Below are 20,976 nucleotides of genomic sequence, written 5' to 3'. Positions count from 1 at the left end.
AATTGATTTTGTAGATATCAAAGTAATGTTTATTTGAAGAAACATGCATCTCCAAAGGAGAAGAAGCGGTAGCGTTCTTTGATTGCTTCTTCGTATGCGGCAAGAACATGTTCTCTGCCTGCAAGTGCTGAAACAAGCATTACAAGTGTTGACTCAGGCAGATGGAAATTGGTGATGAGCTGGTCAAGAACCTTGAATTTATAGCCGGGATAGATAAATATTGATGTATCCCCGCTGCAAGCTGAGAGATGTCCATTCTCATCTGCGGCACTTTCTATTGTTCTGCAGCTGGTTGTGCCAACACAGATAATGTGGTGGCCGTTCTCTTTAGCCTTGTTGATCTTATCAGCTGCTTCCTGTGTGACCTGATACCATTCTGTGTGCATATGATGCTCTAAAACATTGTCTACTTTAACAGGTCTGAAGGTCCCAAGACCAACGTGAAGAGTAACAAAGGCCATATCAACGCCTTTTGCTTTTATATCTTCAAGGAGCTTTTCGGTAAAGTGAAGTCCCGCAGTTGGTGCGGCAGCTGAACCTTCATACTTGGCATATACAGTCTGGTACATGTTTTTATCCTGAAGCTTATGTGTGATGTAAGGTGGAAGAGGCATTTCACCAAGTCTGTCCAAAACTTCCTCCCAGATCCCATCGTAATAGAACTTAACAAGTCTGTTTCCTTCATCAACAATATCAAGAATCTCGGCTTTTAAAATTCCACCGCCAAATGAAACTCTTGCACCAGGTCTTAATTTTTTGCCGGGTTTAACAAGTGTTTCCCATACATCAGCTTCTTTTCTCTTAAGAAGGAGAATCTCTACTGAAGCGCCTGTTCCTTCTTTTTCACCAAGAAGCCTTGCAGGAATGACCTTTGTGTTATTGAGAACAAGGCAGTCACCTGGCTCGAGGTAATTTATGATCTCGTTAAACTTATGATGCTCTGTTTCTCCTGTCTTTTTGTCTACTATAAGGAGCCTGCATTCATCTCTTTTTTCCATTGGATCCTGTGCGATCAGTTCCTCAGGAAGGTCAAAATAGTAATCTGAAGTTGATAATCCTAATTCTTTATTTTCTGCCATTTCAAATTCTCTTTTCTATATATGATTGTTCATTTAGCGTTTAATTACTAATGATCATTCTTAATGATATTACCTTTATGATACTGATACTTTTTCCGTGCCACGTTATTATAGCAAAAAATAAATGAAATACAACTGTGGAAATATAATGGATATAATATTGATAATAAATGGAAAAGAAAATAGTGAATACTGTTGCCTGATGGATATAAAAATAGTATTATATGGATAATAAATTTGTATTTGTGAAATGAGGTATAGCTATGACTATTGAAGAGATGAAACAGAAAAAGAAAGATTTTGGATATAGCTATGAAATGATAGCCCAGAGGTCAGGACTTCCAATAGGAACTGTACAGAAGGTTTTAGGCGGAATAACCAAGCATCCGAGGTATTCGACACTGAAGGCTTTGGAAAAAGTATTTATTACTTATGATTTTTCCTTTTATGATAAAGACGACATTAAAAACATACTTAAGGAAGATGAACCTGCCTATGGCAGAACGAATATGAAAAAAAATGAGAAAAAGCAAGGTGAGTACACCATTGCAGATATAGACAAATTACCTGACGATAAGATGGTGGAATTGATTGATGGGGTTATATATGATATGTCTGCCCCAAAAACTTACCATCAGTTGATTGCCGGATTAATATTTAACAAGCTGTTACAGTTCATCTCGAATAATAATGGTATGTGTGTTCCTTTTATCGCACCGACTGGTGTGCAACTTGATGACGATGAAAAAACTCAGGTGCTGCCGGATGTTATGATTGTATGTGATAGGGACAAAATTGATTCAAAAGTTGTGCATGGAGCACCGGACTTTATAGTAGAAGTCTTGTCTGATTCCACCAAGAGTAAGGATATGCATATTAAGCTTACAAAATATGCGAACGCGGGAGTAAAAGAGTATTGGATGATTGATCCGGAAAAGAAAAAGATAATAGTGAATGATTTTGAACATGAAGATGTAAATATTTATGGTTTTAAGGACGAAGTTCCGGTGATAATATATGGAGGAAAATGTGTAATTGATTTTAATGAGATCAGTAGTTATATTTCATTTTTAATATAATTTAGGAAGAGAAGGGATAAGCAAATGCTACAGGATATTACACCGTTAGAACTTAAAAATCACTATGATCCTACGATTAAACATAAAGATGACGATTTTGTAATTGTCTTTATTAATACCAGCCAGGGAAAAAGATTACTTCTTAAATCTGATACTGAATTAAAAACAATAACGTTTCCAAAGGTTGTAGATTTAAAAGAAGCAAATGAAGCATTAACTTATCTTTTTAGTATAGGTGAAGAAAGATTTTTTTTATTAAAGCCTGAAATTGCCGATAGTACATATGGTGCGGATTTTGCAACAGATTTGGATGGAAATATTAAATATCTCAATCTTCCTGATGGTTTTGAGTTCTGCTCAATGATGACCTTTAGGAAAGAGTATCTGAATCCTCAGCACTACGTATATGCTGCCTATACAGCTTTTCAGCTCCATGAGTGGTATCAGGTAACCAGATTCTGCGGCAGGTGTGGAACTCTTAATGAAGATCACAAGACTGAAAGAGCAAGGATATGTCCTAAATGCGGCAATATCATTTATCCAAGGATAAATCCTGCAGTTATTATTGGCGTTACTGATAAAGAGAACAACAGGCTCATTTTAACAAAATACAGAACCGGATTTGCGCATAATGCCCTTGTTGCCGGATTTACAGAAATCGGAGAGACACTTGAAGAAACCGTTAAACGTGAAGTTATGGAAGAAGTGGGACTTAGAGTAAGTAACGTCAGATATTACAAGTCACAGCCATGGGGAATTGCAAGTGATATACTGGCGGGATTTTTTTGTGATGTGTCAGGAGAAAAAGAAATACAGATGGATACATCAGAGCTTAAGTATGCAGAATGGGTAGCTCCTTGTGACATAGAGCTTCAGCCATTGGATTACAGTCTCACCAATGAGATGATGAAGCTTTTTAAAGAAAAAGGTTATGAAGGGACATTGCAAAAATAGGACAGTGAATGCTAATGGAGATATAAGCGGGAGTTATAGCTACATACAAATCTTGGATATTTCCAATTTGGACTTTCCATTGCTATAATTTGTTTTATAATAAATAGAAAAAATTGTTGAGGAGGAATTATTATGAAGAAGAGATTTTTGACAAGTATCGTACTTGCCGGTGTTCTAGCTTTTGGAGCTCTTACAGGTTGCGGAAGCAGCGCTGAAAATGCAGCAGAAACAACACAGGACACACAGGACACACAGGCTGCAGAAACTACAGAACAGACACAGGACGCTGCACCTGCACAGACAGAGGATGGAGACAAGACTATCAGAGTTGGTGCTACACCTGTACCACACGCAGAAATTCTTGATAACATCGTAAAAGAAGTACTTGCAGAGGATGGCTGGACACTTGAGACAGTTGTATTCTCAGATTACGTACTTCCTAATACATCACTTGAAGCTGACGAGCTTGATGCAAACTATTTCCAGACACTTGGTTATATGAACCAGCAGAATACAGACGCAGGACTTCACCTTGCAGCTGTAGCAGGCGTTCACATTGAGCCAATGGGAATTTATTCTCAGAAATATACAGCACTTGCTGATATTCCTGATGGTGCATCAATCGGTATTCCTAACGATCCTGATAACGGAGAAAGAGCTGTTGACCTGCTTGTTCAGAAGGGACTTCTTACTTCAAAGGGTGGTTTTGGAACAGATGCTAACTACACAGAAGATTCTTTGACAAAAGATAAAGAGGCTAACCCTCACGGATACGTGATCACACCTCTTGAGGCAGCAAGCCTTCCACTTTCACTTCCTGATCTTGATGCAGCAGCAGTAAATGGTAACTATGCTCTTGAAGCTGGTCTTCCTTCATCATATCCTGCACTTGATATCGAGGAATTTGACGATGAGACAACTGTTAAGAGAACAAACTTCCTTGTAGTTAAGCAGGGCAATGAGACATCAGAAAAAACACAGGCTCTTATCAAGGCGCTTCAGTCTGACAAGGTTAAGGCTTATATCGATGAGACATATAAGGGAGCTGTTATTGCATCTTTCATTGACGCACAGTAATAAAAAATAGAAACTAAAAAATTTAAACAAATATAAGCCTCTCTGGTGTATGATTAGTAAGTGGTTTGCTAAAACATTGGGGAGGCTTTTTGCATGAAAGAAAAATTTGTAACGGGATGGAAGTTTTTAAAAACTGATTTTGGAACAGAGCTTGAAAATGTCAGGGACAGGCTTTCTGAGTTTAAAGAGGTGGAGATACCTCATGATTTTCTTATAGATGATGCAAGAAACTTTTATACAGATGCCACAGGCTGGTATTATAAGGGCTTTGTGACAACACTTAAGCCGAGGCATTTTCTTGTTTTTGACGGAATTTATATGGACAGTACTGTGTATATAAATGGTCAAAAGGCAGGAGAGTGGAAATATGGCTATTCACAGTTTATTCTCGATATTACAGACTACTGCAAAGTAGGCAGTAATGATGTCCTTGTAAGAGTCAATTACCAAAATCCCAATTCAAGATGGTATTCAGGAGCCGGAATCTACAGAAATGTATGGCTTTGCAGCTATGAAGATACATACATCCCTGAGAATGGAATTTATGTCCACACCCATAAGGGAGATATGGGATATTTCCTTGATATAGATACAGAAATAAAAGGAGAAATAAGTAAGAATACAAGCGTTTCCTACAGACTTTTTGATGATAAAAAGAGAGAAGTTTCGCTAAATGCAACAGGCAAGAGCTTTTTTGCAAGAAATGTAAAAGAGTGGTCCAATGATGAGCCAAACCTCTATACGCTGGAGGTTACTCTTTTTGATGGAAATAAAGAGCTTCAAAGGGAAGAAGTAACAATAGGGTTTAGGAGTATTTCTTTTGACCCTGATAAAGGTTTTTTACTAAATGGAAAGGTCACCAAACTAAACGGTGTCTGCATTCATCATGACCTTGGTGCTCTTGGTGCCGCTTACAATAACAGCGCCATGAAGAGAAGACTCATACAGCTTAAAGGTATGGGGGTAAATGCCATAAGGCTTACCCATAATATGTTTGATCCTCAGACAATCGAGCTTTTAGACAGAATAGGCTTTATGGCTATCTCTGAAGGCTTTGATATGTGGGAGAGATCAAAGACTGAGTTTGACTACGCAAGATTTTTTCCAGAGTGGCATGAGAGGGATGTTGAGAGCTGGGTAAAAAGAGACAGGAATCACCCTTCAGTCATCATGTGGAGCATAGGTAATGAAATCTATGATACCCATGCGGATGAGAGAGGTGCGCAGGTCACCCGTATGTTAAAAGAACTGGTTGAGAAGTTTGATTATATGGGAAATGCCCATCCAACCTTTGGCTCCAATTATATGCCTTGGGAAAATGCTCAAAAGTGCGCTGATATCCTGAAGGTTGTAGGTTATAACTACGCTGAGAAGTTTTATGAGAAACACCACAGGGAGCACCCTGACTGGGTTATATACGGAAGTGAGACCTATTCAATAGTTCAGAGCAGAGGAATATATCATTTCCCTTTATCAGAGGGAATTCTGGCTGACGATGACCTTCAGTGTTCAAGCCTTGGAAACAGTCAGACAAGCTGGGGAGCAGAGAGCATTGAGAGCTGTATTTGTATGGACAGGGATATGCCTTTCTCCATGGGACAGTTTATCTGGACAGGCTATGACTACATTGGAGAGCCCACGCCATACCATACTAAGAATTCATACTTTGGACTTATTGATACGGCAGGCTTTTACAAGGATGCTTACTATGCCTGGAAGTCAGCCTGGGTGAGCGCCAAAAAGGATCCTTTTGTTCATGTGTTCCCATATTGGGACTTCAATGAAGGAGAAGAAGTTGATGTGAGAGTAGTCAGCAATGCTCCTTTTGTTGAACTGTTTGTAAATGGAAAAAGCCTTGGTAAACAGGAGCTTACCCATGAGAGAGGAAGCGGAGACCACATCTTTGCTGATTATAAGTGTATTTATGAAAAGGGCGAGATAAAGGCCATAGCTTATGATGCTTTAGGAAAAGAGATTGCGGAACAGGTGCGCAGATCTTTTGAAGATACGGACAGTTTCGAAGTGATATACGAAAACGTTGATAATCTTGTTTTTGCCAAGATAAGCGCTCTTGACAAGAAGGGTAATCCTGTAGAAAACGCCTGCGACAGAGTAAAGGTGACTGTGACAGGAGGAAGATTAATAGGCCTTGATAACGGTGACAGCACAGATTACGACAGTTATAAGGCAGATGAGAGAGCTCTTTTCTCTGGAAAACTGCTGGCAATAGTGGAGAAAGATGGGAGCGCCGGTGACACAGTTGTAGACGTCTTAAAGGTAAGTGACATAGTTCCTGTAAGAAAGGTTGAGCTTGTCACAGATTCTGAGACTAAGCTTTCTATGCAGAATTCAAGGGCGAAAGTTACAGCAAAAGTTCTTCCTGAAAATGCTACGAATAAGGAAGTATTTTACAGAATACTTGATAATAAGGGCAATGAGTCAAATATTGCCAAGCTCTTAGTAAAGGGCAATGAGGCGGAAGTGGAAGCTCTTTTTGACGGAGAATTCATTTTAAGATGTGAGACAAAAGATAAGGATGGTGTTGTAAAGACCATTTCAACGCGGAAATTTACTGTAAGCGGAATGGGCAGATCCTTCCTTGATCCATTCAACCTTATTCCAGGCAATGTGTTTAGCTATAGCAAGGGCAGGACCGCTGCAGGTAATGAGCACGGCGTTGCCACAGACAGAGGAAACGAAACGCTTATCGCTTATGACGGCATAGATTTTGGAATCGAAGGCTCTGATACTATCACTATTCCTATTTTTGCTCTTTCAGGCGATGCCTATAAGATACAGATCTGGGACGGAATAGCAGGAGATGAGGGAGCTCTTTTGTTAGACGAAGTCATCTACCAGAAAAAGTCGATCTGGAATACCTATCAGGAGGAGACCTGGAAGCTTTCAAAGCGCCTCTGCGGTGTCCACACCATTAGCTTTGTGACCTATGATAAGATGCACATTAAAGGCTTTTATTTTGAAAGACAGCTCCGAGCACTATGCGAAAACAGCGCTCTTGATGCAGACAGCATATATGGAGATTCTTTTACCAGATCTGAAGGAGCGGTGGAAGGAATTGGCAATAATGTTACGCTTGGTTTTAATAACATGAATTTTGGAGATGAAGGGGTAAAAGAAATAATTATCACAGGAAGGGCAATGGCTGCCAGCAACACTATTCATCTTCGAATGAAGAACGAAAGCGGAGAGACCAAAGAAATACTAGAGTTTCCAAAAAGCAGCGAGTATACTAAGGTCTGCTTCCCGATAGAGCATAAAAAAGGCAGATATGATATATCCTTTGTTTTCCTTCCGGGAAGTAATTTTGACTTCAAGAGCTTTAGATTTAGTGAGAAAAACTAAAAAATATGATATATTAGTACATGTGATTGCGAAAAAAGCCGCTTTTTGCGGGCTTTGTATGAATATGATTCAACAGGAAGTTAGGTAAAATGATAAAGATTCAAAATGTTAAGAAGTCTTTTAAGAACAATGAAGTATTAAAAGACATTTCTCTTGAAATAGAAAAGGGAGAGATTTTCGGAATAATCGGACAGTCAGGAGCCGGAAAGTCAACACTGCTCAGATGCATAAACGGTCTTGAGTCATACGATCAGGGAGAGATACTTGTAGATGATCAGAAGGTTGACATCAATGATAAAAAGAACCTTCGTCTTCTTCAAAAGAGAATGGGAATGATCTTCCAGGGCTTTAATCTTCTTGAGCGACTTGATGTGTATGGAAATGTGGCTCTTCCTATGAAGTTCTGGGGCATGAAGACCAATACACCTGAGGCAAAAGAAAAGATCTTAAACCTCATAAAGCTTGTAGGACTTGAAGATAAGGTACATGCCAAGCCAAGGGAACTTTCAGGCGGACAGAAGCAGAGAGTTGCCATAGCAAGGGCGCTGGTGCTTGATCCTGAGTTTTTATTGTGTGATGAGGCTACAAGTGCACTTGACCCTGAGATTACAAAGGGCATTCTTGCACTGTTACAGAAGATCAACAGGGAGATGGGAATTACAATCATCATCGTAACCCATCAGATGGAAGTAGTTAAGCAGATCTGTCAGAAGGTAGCTTTCCTTAGCAGCGGCAAAATGCTTGCAGTTGGTAAGCCTGAACAGCTCTTTGTATGGCCAAAAGAACGTGAGATCAGAGACTTCCTTAGAGAAGAGAGTGATAAGCTTCCAACGACAGGAGTTAATCTTAAGCTCTTTTTCTTTGGAGAGGGCAATCAGAGGCCTATCGTTACACAGATGTCCCAGGAGCTTCACACAGATTTCAACATCTGTTGGGCAAAGCTTGAGGACTTCAGAGAAGATGTTTATGGAAGCCTTGTCCTTAATATGGAGGAAAAAGACCTTGATAGAGCCTGTGCTTTCCTTGATTCCAAGAAAGTTACATGGGAGCGCATTAACTAAATTGCTTATATAGGAGAATTACAAATGTCAGGAATTTTATCAACAACAGGCATGGGAGCAGTTGTTTTCACTGCCTTTAAGCAGACACTTTACATGGTGTTCTGGTCTACACTTTTTTCAGTGATACTGGGCTTTATACCGGCGATCATTCTTACGCTTACAGCTCCCGACGGACTTAAGCCTAACAAGCTGGTATATGAGATACTCAGTTTTATTGTTAATGTTTTCAGAAGCTTTCCTTTCATCATTCTTTTGGTAATACTCATTCCGTTTACAAGAATGGTTGTAGGAAAGTCTATTGGAACAACTGCTTCGATCGTACCTCTTACAGTGTCAGCAATTCCTTATATTGCAAGGGTATTTGAGACAAGCCTTAGAGAGACTAATTCCGGAGTTATAGAAGCTGCCAGATCATTTGGCGCGTCTAACTTCCAGATACTTATGAGAGTATATGTAAAAGAATCTATTCCAAGAATGTTAAACGGTGTAGTACTTCTTATCATTTCTCTCATCGGATATTCTGCAATGGCAGGTACAGTAGGCGGTGGCGGAATAGGTGATATTGCGATCCGTTATGGCTACCAGCAGTACAAAACAGATTATCTTATTGTATGTTCAATCGTACTGATAGCATTTGTTCAGCTTATTCAGATGATAGGAAACCATATGTACAAGAAGATGAGCTGATCATCCTAAATTTAGGGCAGTAGGAAAACTTCCCAAATAATTGAAAGCATGCCGAGAAAGACATGCTTTTTTATTTGGAATTATGACTGTTTATGTATGGCGAAGAAATTAAAAAAGAGTTATACTAATACCTTAGTTTGACTTAAATCTATGTTGGAGGAAATGTGAAAAGTCCTGTTTTTTGTGTGATCAGAAAAATAGTTTCTATGGTAGCTCCGGTATTTAAAGCAGAAGGTGTAGAAAACCTTCCCGATGGACCGTCGATAGTTGTGGGAAATCATTCTCAGGCCTTTGGCCCGCTTGCGGCAGAGCTGTATTTTCCCAGAAAACATTATACCTGGTGTATTTCTGAGATGATGGAAAAAGATAAAGTTGCTGATTATGCATACAAGGATTTTTGGTCAAAAAAGCCTGTTATTTTAAGACCGTTCTTTAAACTTTTTTCCCATATCATTCCTCCGCTTTCAGAACTCATATTTACCAATGCAGATACAATCCCGGTGTACAGAGATAAACGTGTCATGAAGACTTTTCAGATATCAGGTGAAAAGCTTGCTGAGAATGCATCCGTTGTTATTTTTCCTGAGGATTACACAGAATACAATAACATCGTTCATGAGTTTCAGAGGGGCTTTGTCTATGTTGCCAAGTATTACTACAGGCAAACCGGTAAGAGCGTTCCTTTTGTTCCTATGTATGTATGCCCGGAACTTAAAAAGCTCATTTTTGGAAAGCCCATCATGTATGATCCTAAGGCAAAGTCAGATGTTGAAGCTGATAGGATATGCACCTGTCTTCAGGAGAGTATTTCTGAGATTGCGTATGGTCTTCCAAGGCACAGGGTTGTCCCATATCCAAATGTATCAAAAAAGTATTATCCATATAATGAAAGAAAATGATGAAAAAACCAGTTGTTGATTATAGAAAACTTAGATTATCAAATATTAAAGATAAGGAGTACAGACATTTGCTGCTTCTTTTAGGATGGCTGGCTTACCTTATAATGTACTTTGTTACGGAAAGGTTAATTCCTGAAAGCAGATGTCATGTAGTTCACAGTGTTGTCGATGACATAGTTCCTTTTAATGAGTATTTTGTACTGTTTTACGTATCATGGTACTTCTTCATGGTAATCTCGCTTCTTGACTTTGCTCTGTACGATATAGAGAGCTTTGTAAGAGCCGAAAAGATTATAGTGGGAATGCAGATAATATCTGTTATAACCTATATAGCATGGCCATCTGTTCAGCATCTTAGACCTGAGCATTTTGAACATGAAAATTTCTGTACATGGCTTCTTGGAATAATATATAAAGCAGATACGCCAACCGGCGTATGTCCGTCCCTTCATGTGGGATATACCCTTGCAGTTCTTTCTGCATGGCTCATTAGAAAGGACATTAAAGCCGTTAAAAAAGCTCTTATTGTGCTATGGGGCCTGATGATATGCGTTTCGGTTTGCTTTGTAAAACAGCATTCATTTGTTGATGTATTGGCGGCAGTAATAATGTATTTGTTTCTTGAACTTCTTTTATTTGGGAGTGAGATATCACTTGCGACCGTATTCAGGTCGGTTAAGGTATCCACATCAGACCGTTCTAAATCAGACATAAAGGAGGACTATTAACATGGGAAAAAGAAGAATAGGCGACAGATCTGATGGAACACAGATAAGGGATATCGATGCAATGCATTATGTGATGCCACTGATGTATCCGAACAGATGTGATAACGAAGCTTATATGAAGGTTTCTGTTGATATAACTAAAACAGAAGATTATATAAAAAAGTATAACGAGGAGCATCCTGATAACAGGATTGCTATTTTTGATATCATTATTGCAGCAATGCTTAAGACCTTAAGACTTCGTCCTCAGATGAACCGCTTTATCGCCAATCAGACTATGTATCAGAGAAACTGCATAACAGCGGCATTTACAGTAAAAAAAGAGTTCAGGGATGACGGAGATGAAACTCTTGCAAGAATCGTTGCAGAAGATACTGATAATCTCGAGAGCATAAGCTTTAAAGTAAGGGAACAGATAGCGAAGTGTAAAGTTGAGGATGATGAGTCTACAGACGCTATGAATTTCATCAAGAGACTCCCTGCTAAACATGTTATTGGTGCAGTGGCAAGATATCTTGACAGGCATGGATGGATGCCAAAGTCTGTTATAGCAACTGATCCTTATCAGTGCTCAGTGGTACTTACAAATCTAGGATCTCTGGGAATGGATATTGGATATCACCATCTTATGAACTGGGGAACAAATTCCATATTTGTCATAGTGGGAACCAAAAAATTCAAGCCATTTTATGACAAAGATGGAAATGTTACCATGAAGAGAGTTATAGATCTTGCGGTTACTCTTGATGAGAGAATATCTGATGGATTCTACTATGGAAGATCACTTAGGCTTGTTCAGAAGCTCATTGAAAATCCTGAGCTTTTGGAAGGAACTTTATCAAAAGAAATATAATTCATTCCCGTGATCTTTCAGCCATTTGCGGCGCTCTTTATAATCTGGAAGCACTTTTTCCACATGGGCCCAGAAACGAGGAGAGTGATTCATCTCTTTTCTGTGACAGAGCTCATGAACTACAACGTAATCTATTATTTCATCCGGGGCATTCATAAGAAGACAGTTGAAGTTCAGGTTTCCTTTAGAACTGCAGCTTCCCCAGCGACTCTTTTGCATTTTGATAGTGATGCGGCCATAATCAACTCCGATTATGTCCGCATATTTTTTTACCTTAACGGGAATTATCCTTTTTGCTTTTGTGGTAAAAAGCTTTATGTCAAGTTCGTTTAGCGGTTTTAGATTGCTGTTTTCTTCAGCTTTTTTGTTTTGTCTGAGTTTCATTTTGGATAGGCTTTTTTCTATCCAGTCAGCTTTTTCACCTATGAATCTGTTTATTTCTTTTTCAGATACCCTTAGCGGTGCTCTTACAATGACTTCGCAATTTGTGGTTACTTCTATACATAGAGTTTTTCTTTTACTTCTTACAAGTTTAATCGGTGGCATGTATTACTTGGCCTTTCATTTTCGTCACATATAATTTAGCAGATTTTGTGAGGTGAGAAAAGTGTGGAGTCAAGTAAGACAGAGGGACGGTTCTTATTTAATATAATTTTAATAATCTGGTTACCCAAAAATTGTTAAACTGAATTGTGTAAACAATTATGAGGAGAGGAGAAACAAAGAATTATGGACATTCAGTATCTATTATGGTTGCAGGAACTAAGAGGAGCGACAGGAGGCTTATTTGACGAGTTCTTTAATGCTCTTTCAAAGTTTGCTGTAGAGATTTTACCGTTTTTACCCTTTGTGATCTTTTGGGGCGTTGACAAGAAATGGGGTTATATTTTCATGATCAACCAGTGGTTTAGCGAGGTTATCAATGGACTTATCAAACTCACAGTGTGCGCATATCGCCCTTGGATAAGGTCAGATCTTATAGAACCGGCAGGTGATTCAAAAGTTGCAGCCACCGGTTATTCTTTTCCAAGCGGTCATACAAAAACGGCAACAACAATTTATGGCTCAATAATTGAATGGCAGAAGGATAAGAGGAAAAAGATCTGTATTCTCTGTGGAGTGCTTATCCTGCTCACTGGCTTCTCAAGGAATTTCCTTGGCGTTCATACACCTCAGGATGTTCTTGTTGCAATGATAGAGTCAATTATCATCATCTGCGCAGTTGCTGCAGTTTACAAAAAAGTAGAAGGAAATGAAAAGGTAATTGATATTCTTACACTTGTAGGACTGATCTTCATAGTTGTATCCCTTGTCTATGTGCATTTTAAATCGTATCCAATGGACTACGATGCTTCAGGAAATCTTTTAGTTGATCCTCAGAAAATGATGAATGATTACTTTAAAGCATGCGGAGCTTTTGTTGGTTTACTTGTTGGAAGTTTTATTGAGCGTCACTATGTTCACTACGAGATCCCGGTTGGTTCAAAAAATCTTCCACTTCTTGTCAGCATTGGATTTGCTCTTACATTTGCCTGGAAAGAATGGTTTGCTCCTGCGACAGTAGTAGCAGCTTTCGGATCTCACTGGGGGCACTTCATAGCACGTTTCATAATGATTGCGTTTGTAATGTGTATCTGGCCAATTGTGATAAAGAGAGAAAGTAATTGATTGAAAAAATAAGACAGAGGGACGGTTCTTTTGACTTATATATTTATACAAGTCAAAAGAACCGTCCCTCTGTCTTATCCACTGACTACACTCAATCATGCTCTTTGAATACTTTGGCGCGTACAATGAAGTAGACGCTTATGGTGATGGCACCGGTAAGTAACCATGACAGCGGATATACGTGGAAGAGTGAACTGAAGTTGTGGTGCTTTGGTATGTAGGTAAAGACGTATATCAGTCTGAATACGCAGGTTCCAAATATAGAAATAAGTGCAGGGAATAGTGAGCGGTTCATGCCTCTTAGGCATCCACCGCTTATTTCATAGGTTCCAATAAGGTAGTGGAAGTAGAAGGCACTGCTTATTCTTATCATGGCATATTCGATAACTGCAGGATCAGTAGTAAAGAGATTTATCACCTGATACCTAAATACAGAAAGAATGAGTACCACAATAACTGAAGCACCAACACCGCATCCCATGCTGATCCTGAATACTTTTTTGCATCTGTCATAGCGTTTTGCACCGTAGTTTTGACTGGTGAAGGTTACAGCGGCCTGAGCAAAGCCGTTCATTGCGCAGTAGGAGATGAAGTCAAAATTAGCTGCAGCAGTGGCTCCTGCGATTGCATCAGCACCAAAGCTGTTAACTGTTGACTGAATAACTACGTTGGACAATGAGAAAACTGCTCCCTGTAGTCCTGCAGGAAGACCAATTTTAAGCATCTTTATAAGATAATCCTTGTTGACACAAAGCTTTTTGAAGCTAAGTCTGAAAGACTCTTCCTCTGTCAAAAGGAAGTAAAGAACAAGGCCGGCACCAAACATGTTTGAAAAAACGGTGGCAAGGGCAACACCTATGACATGAAGGTGGAAGATTATTACAAATATCAGATTAAGGAAGATATTTATGATTCCGGAAAGTACCATGGCGTAAAGGGGTCTTTTTGAATCACCTTTACTTCTGAGGATAGCTGAGCCATAGTTGTAGATCATAAGTGCAGGCATGGCAAAGAAATATATTCTCAGATATAGTATAGCCAGATTCAATACTTCGGCTGGAGCAGCCATTAGTATCAAAAGAGGTTTGGAAACGAAAAATCCGATCACGATAAGTGAGCATCCGGCGATCAGAGATACTGTAATTACAGTGTGTACGGTTTCATTGATCCTCTCTTTATGTCCGCTGCCAATCTCCATAGCTATAAGGGCATTGGCACCTACAGATAATCCCACAAAGAAACTGATGATAAGGTTTATGACTGAAGAATTGCTGCCTACTGCGGCCATGGCCTGTGGTGAGGCAAAACGGCCTACAACAGCAAGATCCGCAGCGTTAAAAAGCTGCTGAAGGATACTTGTAATAGCAAGGGGCAACGCAAAAAGGACGATCTTATCAAGAAGCGTCCCTGTAGTCATATCAGTCATTGTTTTATTAATTTTTTTATTCATAGTATTCATAAATCTATTATAACATGACAAAAAGATGGAAATTATGAATTAATGTGTATTTTACGTGAAGAATTGTTGATATATAATTAGTAACAGCGACATTTCATAAGGAGAGACCAACATGGCAGAAACAATAACGCTAACTATCAAGAAACAAAAGAACATTGCGCTTATAGCACACGATGGCAAAAAAGCTGAGCTTATAAAATGGTGCAAGGATAACGCAGAAATACTAAACAAGCACTTTTTATGCGGAACAGGAACAACAGCCCGTATGATAACAGATGCGACGGGACTTCCTGTAAGGGGCTACAACTCAGGACCACTTGGTGGAGACCAGCAGATCGGTGCCAAGATTGTAGAAGGAAAAGTAGATTTTGTAATATTCTTCTCGGATCCTTTAACAGCAGCACCTCATGATCCTGACGTTAAGGCACTTATGAGAATTGCACAGGTATATGACATACCATTTGCCAACAACAAGGCAACAGCAGACTTCCTGCTTCATTCTTCATACATGGATGAAGAGTATGATCATGATGTTATTAATTTCAAACAGAATATTGAGCACAGAGCCGAGACACTGCTGTAAAAGACTTGGGAGAGTATTTTGACGTAAGCATTTAGCTTCCGATAGAATGCTCCCTTTTTGTTAAAAATACTATTGTTTTCCATGAGCAACAGGAAATAAAACAGAATTGATTATAGTTACGAAGGCTTACGCTGGATGCGTAAGCCTTCTGCTTTTAACAATTTAATATGATCACCATTTTAAGTGATACAGACATATGCCGTGGAATCGTCCGCCACCCTGAACCTGATTGTAACGCCGTCTATTTCTTGCCGACGGTGAGGATGATGGGAACAGTAGGGGCTACTTTTCTATCTACGGGTAATTTTTTAATTTTCTGACCTTTTGCCCGTATTTTCATAGTACCCATGGGCAATATTTAATTTTCTCTGCCTTTTACCCGAGTTATCAAAACAATCATTGGGTAAATCTATCATTATTTTCATATTTACCCAAGCTTATTCAATAATTCTCGGGTAAAAATCATCTCTTTTATTTCTTTGCCCAAATCATTCACTAACTCCTGGGTAAAAACCTGCGTTTTGTTTATTTTTACCCGCAATGCTCTTGGAAAAATGGACATATACTGAGCCCAAAGGTGTCAGAAGCATTGAAAACAATATAATTGCAAAAAATATAAAACATGGTATAATGCTAACATAAAATATAAAAAGTAGTAGTACAAGGCAAAAAAGTACAAAATAAACTCAGCATTTTGTAGGAGAATGTTTTATGGCTAATGATTTTAATATCCAGGAATATATGACAAAAGGTGTAGAAAGGGTTGTTTCAGACGCAATAAAGGCAACCCTTAAAAATCCTAAGGAAAGTGCGTATATGGCAAAGTTCGCACTTGCATCCAAGGCTGCTTCCAAAAAAAGAGCTGGTCTTGAAAAAGAAGGTGAGCATATTCCGCCATTTCTTATTGCCAGCATAACAAGCAGCTGTAATCTCCACTGTGCAGGCTGTTATTCCAGATGCAATAATGCAACTGAGGATACAGAGCCGGTTCAGCAGCTTTCCGATGAAGACTGGCTCAAGGTTTTTGATGAAGCAGATGACCTTGGAGTAAGCTTTATCCTTCTTGCAGGTGGTGAGCCTCTTCTTAGAAAAGGCGTGATTGAGGCTGCGGGCAAAAAGCAGAATATTCTTTTCCCTATATTTACAAATGGAACTTACATGGCTGATAAGTATTTTGACATGTTTGATAAGAATAGAAATCTTGTTCCGATCATGAGTATCGAGGGTGAAAAAGAAGCCACTGATAACAGAAGAGGTGAAGGCGTTTATGATAAGCTTGTCTCAAACATGGATGAGCTTAATAAAAGAGGCCTTATCTATGGATCATCTGTAACGGTTACTACTGAGAACCTTAAGGACGTTTCTTCTGAGAAGTTTATCAGCATGCTCTCTGACAAGGGATGCAAGGCTGTTATATTTGTTGAATTTGTTCCTGTTACAGAAGACTCAAAGCATCTGGCACCGGGAGATGAAGACAGAGAGTATCTGAAAAAAGAAATCGCAAGACTAAGAGTGGAGCATCCGGAGATGGTATTTGTTTCATTCCCGGGAGATGAGAAGAGCTCAGGTGGTTGTATCGCTGCAGGAAGAGGATTTTTCCATATCAATTCACACGGCGGCGCAGAGCCATGCCCATTTTCGCCATATTCTGATATAAATGTTAAGGATACTTCTCTTAGAGAGGCGATAAATTCAAAACTCTTCAAGGCTCTTCAGAGCGAAGGAGTTCTTTTGGATGATCATGATGGAGGATGCGTTCTTTACGAAAAGAGAAAAGAAGTAGAGGCGCTCCTTGGGAATGCTGTGTGAAATGTGTTTTGAAAGAATTAAAAGAGTAAATGCAGAATTCTTTATGTTGATAGAAAAAAGATAAGTAGAGAAGTGTGTTCAAAATGAAAAGTTTTGTGGAACTTGTAAAGAGTAGAAGAAGCGTCAGAACATTCGATGGCAATATGCCTGATGCAAAAGTTATTGAAGAACTTAAGGCTTTTGCGCAGACTATTTCCAATCCGTACGGAGTAGATGTAAGATTCATTTTCCTTGATGCTGCTGAGCATAAGCTCTCAAGCCCGGTTCTTTCAAGTGAAAAGCTCTATGTAAGTGCTGTTGTTAAAAAGCAGGAGCATGCAGAGGAAGCTTATGGCTATAGTTTTGAAAAGCTTTTGATGAAGGCTCATGAGCTTGGACTTGGAACAGTTATGATAGGCGGAACAATGCCAAGAGAAAAATTTGAAGAGGCATCAAATCTTGGAGAGGATGAGGTTATGCCATGTGTAAGTCCGCTTGGTGTTACAGCCAGGAAAATGGGCGTAAAAGAAGTACTTATGAGAAAAGGAGTCAAGGCAGATACAAGACTTGATTTCAAAGAGCTCTTCTTTGACGGAGATTTTAACACCCCTATTGATGAGCAGTACGCTAAGACACATGGTCTTTTTGATGATCTTGAAGTTGTAAAATATGCTCCATCAGCAGTAAATAAGCAGCCATGGAGAATTGTTATAGATGGTAAGAAAGCTCATTTTTATGAGCACCATGATAAAGGCTTTGTTTCAGCCAATTACGATCTTCAGAAAATTGATATGGGAATTGCAATGTATCATTTTGAAACTCAGATGATATCTGAAATGAGAAAGCCTGTATGCAAGATTGAAGATCCTGGTATAAAGACTCCTGATCAGGTTGAATATGTAATGACATATGAATTCTGATAAGTAAATAGAAATAATACGGATATTTAATTCAAAGAGGAACAGTTTAGCTGCTCCTCTTTTTTGTTGAGTAGAAAAGCTTATATCTGCCGATAAGTTTCATGTCTTATACAAAAGAAATCACATAGTAGATAATTATTATAGAAAACGTTAATGGTGATTTTAGGGGAATAGTGATATGAAACAGATAATGGCATTTGGTGATTCCAATACATGGGGACTTGTTCCCGGTTCGAGAACAAAAGAAAGATATCCCTGGGGAGTACGATGGACAAGCATCCTTCAAAATAAGATAAGTGATGTGAGAGTGGCTGAAGAAGGACTTTGTGGAAGAACTACCATATTTGAAGATGAGCTTCGACCGGGACGTAAGGCAGTGAGCATACTTGATCCGCTTTTGGAGAGTCAGTATCCGGTGGACGGAGTTATTCTTATGCTTGGAACCAACGATTGCAAGAGCTTTTATAATGCATCAGCTTATGTGATTGGTAAGGGTATAGAGAGATGTCTTGATATTCTGGAAAAGTACGTTGAACCTGAGAAAATTCTTTTGGTATCGCCAATCCATCTTGGAGATGATGTCTGGCATCCTGAAAAAGACCCTGAGTTTGACACAGATTCTGTATCTACCAGTAAGGAGCTAAAAAAGGTCTATGAGACCATCGCACGCAAAAGAGGAACTGGCTTTCTTGCAGCATCTGACTATGTTCATCCAAGCCCTGTTGATGACGAGCACATGGATGAGGAAGGACACAAGATATTTGCAGATGTTATCTGTAAGAAGGTTGAAGAGATGATAGCGTGATTGTATATGGTCTTGTTGTGAGTAAGGATTTCCCTGACAGGAATAATATATTTTGCAGCGTATGATTCGGATTTTGGATTGTACGCTGCTTTTACTATATATATAATAACTCAAGAGGCTAGAGATACTTACCAGCCACTCACCATCAAGGAGCGGTTATGAGCTATATAGAAGTCAATAACTTAAAGAAGAATTTTACAGTAAAAAAGAAACGTGAAAAAGGAAAACTTTTTAGGGAAAAAGAAATTGTGAATGCTCTAAAAGATGTTTCTTTTTCTGTTGAAAAGGGAGAACTTGTAGGATATATAGGACCTAACGGAGCAGGAAAATCAACCACGGTAAAGATTCTTTCGGGAATCCTTACGCCGGATGGTGGCGATGTAAAGGTCGGAGGTATAGTTCCCTGGAAGGAGAGGAAAAGTCACGTTAAGAATATAGGAGTTGTGTTTGGACAGCGAAGCCAGCTTTGGTGGGATGTTCCCATAATCGACAGCTATATGCTTCTTAGGGATATATACAGGATTCCCAAGGGGAATTATGAATCAAGGTTAAAAGAGCTGACAGGCGCCCTTGATCTTGAACAACTCTTAAGGACACCGCTAAGGCTCCTTAGTCTTGGACAAAGGATGAGGGCAGAGCTGTGCGGATCACTTCTTCACAGGCCGGAGCTCTTATTTCTTGATGAGCCGACAATCGGCCTTGATGCGGTAAGTAAGCTCTCACTGAGGGATTTTCTTAAATGGGAAAACAGAGAGTATGGAACAACAATCATGCTCACAACCCATGATATGGAAGATATTGAGGCACTGTGCTCGAGGGTTATGGTTCTTGGGCATGGTAAAAAACTATTTGACGGAAAGCTTCAGGATCTTCTTGAGCGTTACGATACAGTTCGCAATGTGAATATTAAATATGATGGAGAGCTGGCAGATTTTAGACTTCCTGAAGGAATTAAATGGAAACAGACTGAAGATGGAATTGAACTAAGCTACAATCCATCTGATTTTCCGACATCACACCTTTTGGGATTACTACAGGATGCAGGGAATATCCGGGAACTTACTTTACAGCCGGAGAACACAGATCATCTGATTGCTGCAATGTATAAGGAACTTGATCTGTAAAAAGTAAAATCAACTATCAGAGGGTGACCATGTCATATTTTACAGTTTTTAAAATGAGGCTTCGTATGGAGCTTCAATATAGAGGGGCAATGATCGGAGGAATCGCTTGTCAGATGTTCTTCGGTCTTATTCTGGTTGCGCTCTACAGGGCACTTTATGCAGGAAAACCCCAGTCTTTGCCTATTGAAAGCGTTGCAACTTATGTATGGCTGCAGCAGGCTTTCTTTAGAATGATGCTGGCTTCTGATTCAGAGCTGGTGGACAAGATAAAATCAGGGGATATAGCCTATGATATGTGCAGGCCTGTAGATATGTACGGATTTTACTATGCCAGGATCATGGCCCAGAAACTAATGGGAAGTATCATGCGTGCCGTTCCTATGCTGGTGATGGCTTCTTTACTACCCAAGGGATGGGGAATAAGTCTTCCTGCATCTTTACCTGGATTTTTAGCTGCTATACCGGCTCTCTTTTTAGGACTTTTGTGCGTCTGTGCTCTTGAAAATATCACTGTTGCTTTTACCATGAAGACCCTTGATCCAAGAGGAATGCAGGGACTTCTTAGTCTTTTGATGATGACCTTTTCAGGAAACCTTCTTCCCCTGACTCTTTTTCCGGAAAGCTGGCAAAAGGTTATTACTTTTTTACCATATGCGCAGCTTCTTGATGCGCCCATCAGGCTGTATACGGGAAGCTTCATGCCAAACGAGGCTTTAAGGATCTATGCCATTCAGGCCTTCTGGGTGGTAATTCTTATTGCATTGGGCGAGGCTATGTGGAATGCAAACAAGAAACGCATGATAGTTCAGGGAGGTTGAGATAGGCTAATATCAGCTTTAGCAGTTATTA

Annotated in this window: 18 protein-coding genes and 1 pseudogene; 16 read left to right on the top strand and 3 right to left on the bottom strand. The window is 39.4% G+C overall.

Translation table 11 applies throughout. The features are described from left to right. Positions 1 to 29 precede the first annotated feature (29 nt). On the bottom strand, positions 30 to 1,079 hold the full coding sequence (queA, locus tag E7303_RS03050) for a tRNA preQ1(34) S-adenosylmethionine ribosyltransferase-isomerase QueA (protein ID WP_292143782.1): 1,050 nt from the start codon (positions 1,077 to 1,079) through the stop codon (positions 30 to 32). Positions 1,080 to 1,342: 263 nt separating this feature from the next. Between queA and E7303_RS03045 the strand changes: the two genes are divergently transcribed. The 9 genes from E7303_RS03045 to E7303_RS03005 all read left to right on the top strand — a co-directional run bounded on the left by E7303_RS03045 (position 1,343) and on the right by E7303_RS03005 (position 11,780). Continuing rightward, on the top strand, positions 1,343 to 2,158 hold the full coding sequence (locus tag E7303_RS03045) for a Uma2 family endonuclease (protein ID WP_292143781.1): 816 nt from the start codon (positions 1,343 to 1,345) through the stop codon (positions 2,156 to 2,158). A 24-nt stretch (positions 2,159 to 2,182) separates the two neighbouring features. Beyond that, complete coding sequence (locus E7303_RS03040) at positions 2,183 to 3,112, top strand: NAD(+) diphosphatase (RefSeq protein ID WP_292143780.1); 930 nt, start codon at positions 2,183 to 2,185, stop codon at positions 3,110 to 3,112. Between the two features lie 132 nt (positions 3,113 to 3,244). Then, positions 3,245 to 4,189, top strand: a complete 945-nt coding sequence (locus tag E7303_RS03035; protein ID WP_292143779.1) for a MetQ/NlpA family ABC transporter substrate-binding protein — start codon at positions 3,245 to 3,247, stop codon at positions 4,187 to 4,189. Positions 4,190 to 4,282: 93 nt separating this feature from the next. After that, positions 4,283 to 7,552: a glycoside hydrolase family 2 TIM barrel-domain containing protein gene (locus tag E7303_RS03030; RefSeq protein ID WP_292143778.1), complete on the top strand. Its 3,270-nt coding sequence runs from the start codon at positions 4,283 to 4,285 to the stop codon at positions 7,550 to 7,552. A gap of 89 nt (positions 7,553 to 7,641) precedes the next feature. Then, a complete protein-coding gene (locus E7303_RS03025; protein ID WP_292143777.1) occupies positions 7,642 to 8,613 on the top strand; it encodes a methionine ABC transporter ATP-binding protein in 972 nt (323 codons plus the stop codon). 24 nt (positions 8,614 to 8,637) lie between these two features. Next, positions 8,638 to 9,300 carry a methionine ABC transporter permease gene (locus tag E7303_RS03020; protein ID WP_330601610.1) on the top strand — a complete coding sequence of 221 codons (663 nt, stop codon included), beginning with the start codon at positions 8,638 to 8,640 and terminating at the stop codon, positions 9,298 to 9,300. 164 nt (positions 9,301 to 9,464) lie between these two features. Beyond that, positions 9,465 to 10,199, top strand: coding sequence for a lysophospholipid acyltransferase family protein (locus tag E7303_RS03015; RefSeq protein WP_292143776.1), 735 nt, complete (start codon positions 9,465 to 9,467; stop codon positions 10,197 to 10,199). Then, positions 10,196 to 10,927 carry a hypothetical protein gene (locus E7303_RS03010; protein ID WP_292143775.1) on the top strand — a complete coding sequence of 244 codons (732 nt, stop codon included), beginning with the start codon at positions 10,196 to 10,198 and terminating at the stop codon, positions 10,925 to 10,927. Before E7303_RS03015 ends, E7303_RS03010 begins: the two co-directional genes overlap by 4 nt. Position 10,928: 1 nt before the next feature. After that, on the top strand, positions 10,929 to 11,780 hold the full coding sequence (locus E7303_RS03005; RefSeq protein ID WP_292143774.1) for a 2-oxo acid dehydrogenase subunit E2: 852 nt from the start codon (positions 10,929 to 10,931) through the stop codon (positions 11,778 to 11,780). Here the strand turns inward: E7303_RS03005 and E7303_RS03000 are convergent. Next, positions 11,766 to 12,326: a M48 family metallopeptidase gene (locus E7303_RS03000; RefSeq protein WP_292143773.1), complete on the bottom strand. Its 561-nt coding sequence runs from the start codon at positions 12,324 to 12,326 to the stop codon at positions 11,766 to 11,768. The two genes, E7303_RS03005 and E7303_RS03000, sit on opposite strands and share 15 nt — an antisense overlap. A 183-nt stretch (positions 12,327 to 12,509) precedes the next feature. Between E7303_RS03000 and E7303_RS02995 the strand changes: the two genes are divergently transcribed. Continuing rightward, positions 12,510 to 13,448 (top strand): phosphatase PAP2 family protein, encoded by a 939-nt coding sequence (locus E7303_RS02995; RefSeq protein WP_292143772.1) that lies wholly within the window; start codon positions 12,510 to 12,512, stop codon positions 13,446 to 13,448. Between the two features lie 91 nt (positions 13,449 to 13,539). Here the strand turns inward: E7303_RS02995 and E7303_RS02990 are convergent, their stop codons facing one another. Next, positions 13,540 to 14,898, bottom strand: coding sequence for an MATE family efflux transporter (locus tag E7303_RS02990; protein ID WP_292143771.1), 1,359 nt, complete (start codon positions 14,896 to 14,898; stop codon positions 13,540 to 13,542). A 121-nt stretch (positions 14,899 to 15,019) separates the two neighbouring features. Here E7303_RS02990 and E7303_RS02985 point away from each other — a divergent pair, with 121 nt between their 5' ends. From E7303_RS02985 to E7303_RS02960, 6 genes and pseudogenes are all read left to right on the top strand, one after another. After that, positions 15,020 to 15,490 carry a methylglyoxal synthase gene (locus E7303_RS02985; protein WP_292143770.1) on the top strand — a complete coding sequence of 157 codons (471 nt, stop codon included), beginning with the start codon at positions 15,020 to 15,022 and terminating at the stop codon, positions 15,488 to 15,490. Between the two features lie 711 nt (positions 15,491 to 16,201). After that, positions 16,202 to 17,299, top strand: a complete 1,098-nt coding sequence (locus E7303_RS02980) for a radical SAM protein (RefSeq protein ID WP_292143769.1) — start codon at positions 16,202 to 16,204, stop codon at positions 17,297 to 17,299. Between the two features lie 83 nt (positions 17,300 to 17,382). Continuing rightward, positions 17,383 to 18,198 carry a nitroreductase family protein gene (locus E7303_RS02975; RefSeq protein ID WP_292143768.1) on the top strand — a complete coding sequence of 272 codons (816 nt, stop codon included), beginning with the start codon at positions 17,383 to 17,385 and terminating at the stop codon, positions 18,196 to 18,198. A gap of 178 nt (positions 18,199 to 18,376) precedes the next feature. After that, the gene (locus E7303_RS02970; protein ID WP_292143767.1) at positions 18,377 to 19,003 is read left to right on the top strand and encodes a GDSL-type esterase/lipase family protein; all 627 of its coding nucleotides are present in this window, start codon (positions 18,377 to 18,379) and stop codon (positions 19,001 to 19,003) included. 305 nt (positions 19,004 to 19,308) lie between these two features. Beyond that, positions 19,309 to 20,127: pseudogene (locus E7303_RS02965) on the top strand (ABC transporter ATP-binding protein); the annotation flags it as partial. A gap of 65 nt (positions 20,128 to 20,192) precedes the next feature. Then, a complete protein-coding gene (locus E7303_RS02960; RefSeq protein ID WP_292143765.1) occupies positions 20,193 to 20,945 on the top strand; it encodes an ABC transporter permease in 753 nt (250 codons plus the stop codon). The last annotated feature ends 31 nt before the right edge of the window (positions 20,946 to 20,976 follow it).

This window comes from Butyrivibrio sp. (assembly GCF_015056685.1).
Taxonomy (GTDB): Bacteria; Bacillota; Clostridia; order Lachnospirales; family Lachnospiraceae; genus Butyrivibrio.
The sequence above is the reverse complement of the archived record's forward strand: the minus strand, read 5'-3'. Positions and strand labels throughout refer to the sequence as shown.